This window comes from Geobacillus sp. WSUCF1, from assembly GCF_000422025.1.
Taxonomy (GTDB): Bacteria; Bacillota; Bacilli; order Bacillales; family Anoxybacillaceae; genus Geobacillus; species Geobacillus zalihae.
Genome location: NZ_ATCO01000237.1, coordinates 1 through 5,500, shown reverse-complemented (window position 1 = coordinate 5,500; position 5,500 = coordinate 1). Strand labels below are relative to the sequence as shown.

Sequence of the window (5,500 nt, the reverse complement as noted above, 5' to 3'; positions counted from 1 at the left end):
CCCCACTTCAAGCGTTAGCGAAGTGGGGGTAGTTGACGTGCGAATAAGGCGAATAACGGTGAAGAGGAGCAGTAGCGGGCCCGACGGACGGCAGAGAGTTGACGGATGGTGCGAGTCAACCGAAGTCGGCTCGTGAACTCGCCTCGGAGTTGCCGGCGTGAACGGTCATCGACAGCGCCGGCCGTCCATCCGCGTTAAGGAAGAAAGCGGGTGCGCCGTTTGGCGCGCCAAAAAGGGTGGTACCGCGGGAAGCGCGCCTCTCGTCCCTTTGCTGTGGGGATGGGGGGGTTTTTTTGTACATATTTTCGTCAATGATGCAAGTAGAACTTGATAGGAGGAGTGCTGCGATGAGCTTCAACCACCGCGAAATTGAACAAAAATGGCAGGACTATTGGGAGAAAAACAAAACGTTCCGCACGTCCGATGATGATGACAAGCCGAAGTTTTACGTTCTCGACATGTTCCCGTATCCATCCGGCGCCGGCTTGCACGTCGGCCATCCGGAAGGATATACGGCGACCGATATTTTGGCGCGCATGAAGCGGATGCAAGGGTACAACGTCCTTCACCCGATGGGCTGGGACGCGTTCGGGCTGCCGGCCGAGCAATATGCGCTCGATACCGGCAACGACCCGGCGGAGTTTACGCAAAAAAACATCGACAATTTCCGCCGGCAAATCAAATCGCTTGGCTTTTCGTACGACTGGGACCGGGAGATCAATACGACCGACCCGAACTATTACAAATGGACGCAATGGATTTTCTTGAAGCTGTATGAAAAAGGGCTCGCCTACATGGATGAAGTGCCGGTCAACTGGTGCCCGGCGCTCGGCACGGTGCTGGCGAACGAAGAGGTGATCAACGGCCGGAGCGAGCGCGGCGGGCATCCGGTCATCCGCAAGCCGATGCGGCAATGGATGCTGAAAATCACCGCCTATGCCGACCGCTTGCTTGAAGATTTGGAAGAGCTCGACTGGCCGGAAAGCATTAAGGAGATGCAGCGCAACTGGATTGGCCGTTCGGAAGGAGCGGAAATCGAGTTCGCCGTCGACGGCCATGACGAAACATTCACCGTGTTCACGACGCGTCCGGATACGCTGTTTGGCGCGACGTACACCGTCTTGGCGCCGGAGCATCCGCTCGTTGAAAAAATCACGACGCCGGAGCAAAAGCCAGCCGTTGACGCCTACTTAAAGGAAATTCAAAGCAAAAGCGACCTTGAGCGCACCGATTTGGCGAAAGAAAAAACGGGCGTGTTCACCGGCGCGTACGCCATTCACCCGGTCACCGGCGATCGGCTTCCGATTTGGATCGCTGACTACGTCTTGATGAGCTACGGCACCGGAGCGATCATGGCCGTGCCGGCGCACGATGAGCGCGACTACGAGTTTGCGAAAACATTCCACTTGCCGATCAAAGAAGTCGTTGCCGGCGGGAATATCGAAAAGGAAGCGTACACCGGAGATGGTGAGCATATCAACTCCGAGTTTTTGAACGGCTTGAACAAGCAGGAAGCGATCGACAAAATGATCGCCTGGCTTGAGGAGCACGGCAAAGGGCGGAAAAAAGTGTCGTACCGGCTGCGCGACTGGCTGTTCAGCCGCCAGCGCTACTGGGGCGAGCCGATTCCGATCATCCATTGGGAAGACGGCACGATGACGCCGGTGCCGGAAGAGGAATTGCCGCTTGTGTTGCCGAAAACGGATGAAATTAAACCGTCGGGAACGGGCGAATCGCCGCTCGCCAACATCGAAGAATGGGTCAACGTCGTCGACCCGAAAACCGGCAAAAAAGGGCGGCGTGAAACGAACACGATGCCGCAATGGGCGGGCAGCTGCTGGTATTACTTGCGCTACATCGACCCCCACAACGACAAGCAGCTCGCCGATCCGGAGAAATTGAAAAAATGGCTGCCGGTCGACGTCTACATCGGCGGGGCGGAGCACGCGGTCTTGCATTTGCTGTACGCCCGCTTCTGGCATAAGTTTCTTTATGACCTTGGCATCGTGCCGACGAAAGAACCGTTCCAAAAGCTGTTCAACCAAGGGATGATTTTAGGCGAAAACAACGAAAAAATGAGCAAATCAAAAGGCAATGTCGTCAACCCGGACGACATCATCGAAAGCCATGGGGCCGACACCTTGCGGCTGTATGAAATGTTCATGGGGCCGCTTGAGGCGTCGATCGCTTGGTCGACGAAAGGGCTTGACGGGGCGCGGCGCTTCCTCGACCGCGTCTGGAGGCTCTTTGTCACCGAGAATGGCGAACTGAACCCGAACATTGTCGACGAACCGGCAAACGATACGCTCGAGCGCATCTATCACCAAACGGTGAAAAAAGTGACGGAAGACTACGAATCCTTGCGCTTTAACACCGCCATTTCGCAGCTTATGGTGTTCATCAACGAAGCGTACAAAGCGGAGCAAATGAAAAAAGAATACATGGAAGGCTTCGTCAAGCTCTTGTCGCCGGTCTGCCCGCACATCGGCGAGGAGCTGTGGCAAAAGCTTGGCCACACGGACACGATCGCCTATGAACCGTGGCCGACGTATGATGAAACGAAGCTTGTGGAAGACGTCGTGGAAATCGTCGTGCAAATCAACGGCAAAGTGCGGTCGCGCTTGCACGTGCCCGTTGACTTGCCAAAAGAAGCGCTCGAGGAGCGGGCGCTCGCCGATGAAAAAATCAAAGAGCAGCTTGAGGGCAAAACCGTGCGCAAAGTGATCGCCGTCCCCGGCAAGCTCGTCAATATCGTCGCCAACTGATGATGAGGGCGGGCTTCGGCCCGCTCCCTATCCACCAACGAAAGGGGTCGATCTGCCATGGAAGAGATCAAGGAAATCACGCCGGCTGAAGTGAAAGAAAAACTCGAACGCGGGGAAAAGCTGAACATTGTCGATGTGCGCGAAGACGAGGAAGTCGCCCTCGGCATGATCCCCGGCGCCAAACATATTAAAATGGGCGACATCCCCGATCGGCTTGAGGAATTCGACCGCAACGAAGAATATATTTTCGTCTGCCGCTCCGGACGGCGGAGCGAAAACGTCTGCCGCTACTTGCAAGAGCTTGGCTATCGCGTCCGCAACATGACGGGCGGCATGCTCGAGTGGGAAGGCGAAACAGTGCCGAAGCGATAAGCGCTTCCGGCTCAAAGAACAGGGCATGGCGGCGGGCCGTCATCCAAGTGATCCCGTTTTTGTCGAGACCAAAACGACGGAACGTGTCAGCGGATGGGAAATGGATCCATCCGAACGGCCCCGTTCAGTCAAGAGGCAGAGGAATGGCTGGCTGCCGCGGGCCTTTTCATGCGTCGGCGGCTTGCGCTTCCCCGGTCCGCTTGCGGGGTAGGAGCGAAAAAGCGTCCCAGCTTTTAGGGGCGCTTTTTCCATTTTGTTTTAGTACCAAAGTGTGATGCAAGAAAAAAAAGGAAAGGATATAATTTTCGGTAAAATCAGACACTTGTTCGAAGGAGGAGCTCTCTGTTGAAACTCGGCGACCGCTTGAAATTCGCCCGCTTGATGAAAGTTTCTACCGGGCGCTTGTCTACTATTTGACGCCGACGTCGAACTTCAGCCAGCTGCGCGCCGCCTGCGTGCAAGCGGCCGCTGATTTGTACGGGTCGACAAGCCAAGAAGTCAACTCGGTGAAACAGGCGTTCAATGCGGTTGGAGTGTATTAAGACGAATGAAGTTTCTGACGTCACGCGTCCCGCTGTTCGAGGGCGCGTGACGCCTTTTGTGGGCAGGATTTTCCCTAAATGCGTGGAAAAGGAAAAAGAAAACGGGGGAATGGAGATGTACAAAGTGAAAGTGTTTGATAAAGAGCATGAAAAAGATTTGGAAGCGGCGGTCAATGATTTTTTAGCCCGATTGAAAGACGGACAGTTGATCGATGTCAAGTACAGCGTGGCGGCGATGGAATCGGAAGGCGAGCAAATCTACTGTTTTTCCGCCATGGTCATTTACCGGACTTGACACTTCACACGGCTCCAGACTGCGGGATTCTTTGGCCGTTTTCGTGCTGATCCCCCCAAAGCGGGCGACGCTTTTTTCGTTGCGGCATTTCCATTTCAGGCGGCGAAATTTTGCGATCGCCCGCCTTGAAGACGGGCGTTGTCGGAATGTCAGCGGACGCCCCGGAGCACCCGAGGGGCATGAGGACGGCGGTCAATTCGTTGCTGTCTGCCCCGCGGAGCCGCTCGCCCCGTTTTTTTCCGCCAATGCATAGCGGGCGGCGTTCACGCCGGCGAGCCGCCCGGTGACAAGGGCGGCGGTGATGTTGTAGCCGCCCGTGTAGCCGTGAATGTCCAAAATTTCCCCGCAAAAGTAAAGGCCGGCCATGCATTTGGAGGCCATTGTTTTCGGCTCAATTTCTTTGACCGACACGCCGCCGCCGGTGACGAATGCTTTCTCAAGCGGCAGCGTGCCGTGGACGTAAAAGGTAAATTGTTTGCACTGTCGGACAAACGCCCGCAGCGCCTCATGGCCGACCGTGCCGGCAGAGGCGTGCGGGTCGATGCCGGCACGCTCGAGCAAAAAGACGGCGTACCGCTCGGGAAGCACCGTTTTGGCGATCGTTTTCATCGCCTTTTTCGGCTCCTCTTTGCACAGCTTGGCGAACTGTTGAAACAGTTCTTCCTGCGTCACGTCCGGAAGCGCGTCGATGCTCATTTCGACCGCGCCGTCCGCCGCTTTTTTCAACGCCTTAACGACAAACTGGCTGCAGCGGAGAGCAGCTGGGCCGGAAATGCCGAAGTGCGTAAACAGCATATCCATCCGGTGGGTGATGATCGGCTTGCCGTTCGGCTTTAAGACGCTTAACGCGACGTCGCGCAGCGACAAGCCTTGCAGCGTCCGCTCTTTGATGAACGGCTCATGCGAGACGATCGGAACTTCGGTTGGAAACAATTCGGTCACCGTGTGGCCCGCTTTTTCCGCCCACGGATAGCCGTCGCCCGTTGAGCCGGTTTGCGGCACCGATTTGCCGCCGACGGCGACGACAACCGCACGGGCGTGGATCGTCTCCCCGCTTTTCAGCGTGACACCGACTGTTTTTCCTTGTTCATACAACACGTCCGCCACTGGCGATTCAAGCCGAACATCGACGCCAAGGCGCGACAATTCGCGAACAAGCGCGTCGACGACCGACTGGGCGCTGTCGCTTTTGGGAAACATGCGGCCGTGGTCTTCCTCCTTGAGCGGCACGCCGAGCCGCTCAAAAAAGCGGATGATGTCTTCATTGTTAAATACGGAAAAGGCGCTGTATAAAAAGCGGCCGTTGCCGGGAATATGGCGGACCATTTCATCCACCGGCAGCCGATTCGTCACGTTGCAGCGTCCGCCGCCGGAGATGGCGAGCTTGCGCCCGAGCTTCGTTCCTTTTTCCAACAAGAGCACCTTCGCCCCTTCTTCGCCGGCGCCGATGGCCGCCATGAGCCCGGACGGACCGCCGCCGATGATGATGACGTCGTATCCCATGTTCATTCCACCCTTTCTTTTTT

General features: G+C 56.4%; 4 protein-coding genes, 1 pseudogene and 1 other annotated feature. Of the genes and pseudogenes, 4 read left to right on the top strand and 1 reads right to left on the bottom strand.

The window, feature by feature from the left end:
• Nucleotides 1-49: 49 nt before the first annotated feature.
• Nucleotides 50-271: a binding site (T-box leader), on the top strand.
• Nucleotides 272-347: 76 nt separating this feature from the next.
• The 4 genes and pseudogenes from leuS (at nt 348) to I656_RS0116985 (ending at nt 3,974) form a co-directional block, all read left to right on the top strand.
• Nucleotides 348-2,765: a leucine--tRNA ligase gene (leuS, locus tag I656_RS00620; RefSeq protein ID WP_033006846.1), complete on the top strand. Its 2,418-nt coding sequence runs from the start codon at nt 348-350 to the stop codon at nt 2,763-2,765.
• A 57-nt stretch (nt 2,766-2,822) separates the two neighbouring features.
• Entirely contained in the window at nt 2,823-3,137 is a 315-nt protein-coding gene (locus tag I656_RS00625) for a rhodanese-like domain-containing protein (protein WP_013144427.1), read from the top strand.
• A gap of 389 nt (nt 3,138-3,526) precedes the next feature.
• A pseudogene (locus I656_RS18400) lies at nt 3,527-3,679 on the top strand (M4 family metallopeptidase); the annotation flags it as partial.
• A gap of 115 nt (nt 3,680-3,794) precedes the next feature.
• Nucleotides 3,795-3,974, top strand: a complete 180-nt coding sequence (locus I656_RS0116985; RefSeq protein ID WP_008880941.1) for a sporulation protein Cse60 — start codon at nt 3,795-3,797, stop codon at nt 3,972-3,974.
• Nucleotides 3,975-4,166: 192 nt separating this feature from the next.
• Here I656_RS0116985 and I656_RS00630 read toward each other — a convergent pair whose 3' ends face one another.
• Complete coding sequence (locus I656_RS00630; protein ID WP_033006848.1) at nt 4,167-5,477, bottom strand: NAD(P)/FAD-dependent oxidoreductase; 1,311 nt, start codon at nt 5,475-5,477, stop codon at nt 4,167-4,169.
• Nucleotides 5,478-5,500 lie beyond the last annotated feature (23 nt).

What these genes read in the sequence shown, in the direction of transcription:
- leuS (WP_033006846.1), top strand. Translation starts at nt 348, where the DNA reads ATGAGCTTCAACCACCGCGAAATTGAACAAAAATGGCAGGACTATTGG.
- I656_RS00625 (WP_013144427.1), top strand. Translation starts at nt 2,823, where the DNA reads ATGGAAGAGATCAAGGAAATCACGCCGGCTGAAGTGAAAGAAAAACTC.
- I656_RS0116985 (WP_008880941.1), top strand. Translation starts at nt 3,795, where the DNA reads ATGTACAAAGTGAAAGTGTTTGATAAAGAGCATGAAAAAGATTTGGAA.
- I656_RS00630 (WP_033006848.1), bottom strand. Translation starts at nt 5,477, where the DNA reads ATGGGATACGACGTCATCATCATCGGCGGCGGTCCGTCCGGGCTCATG.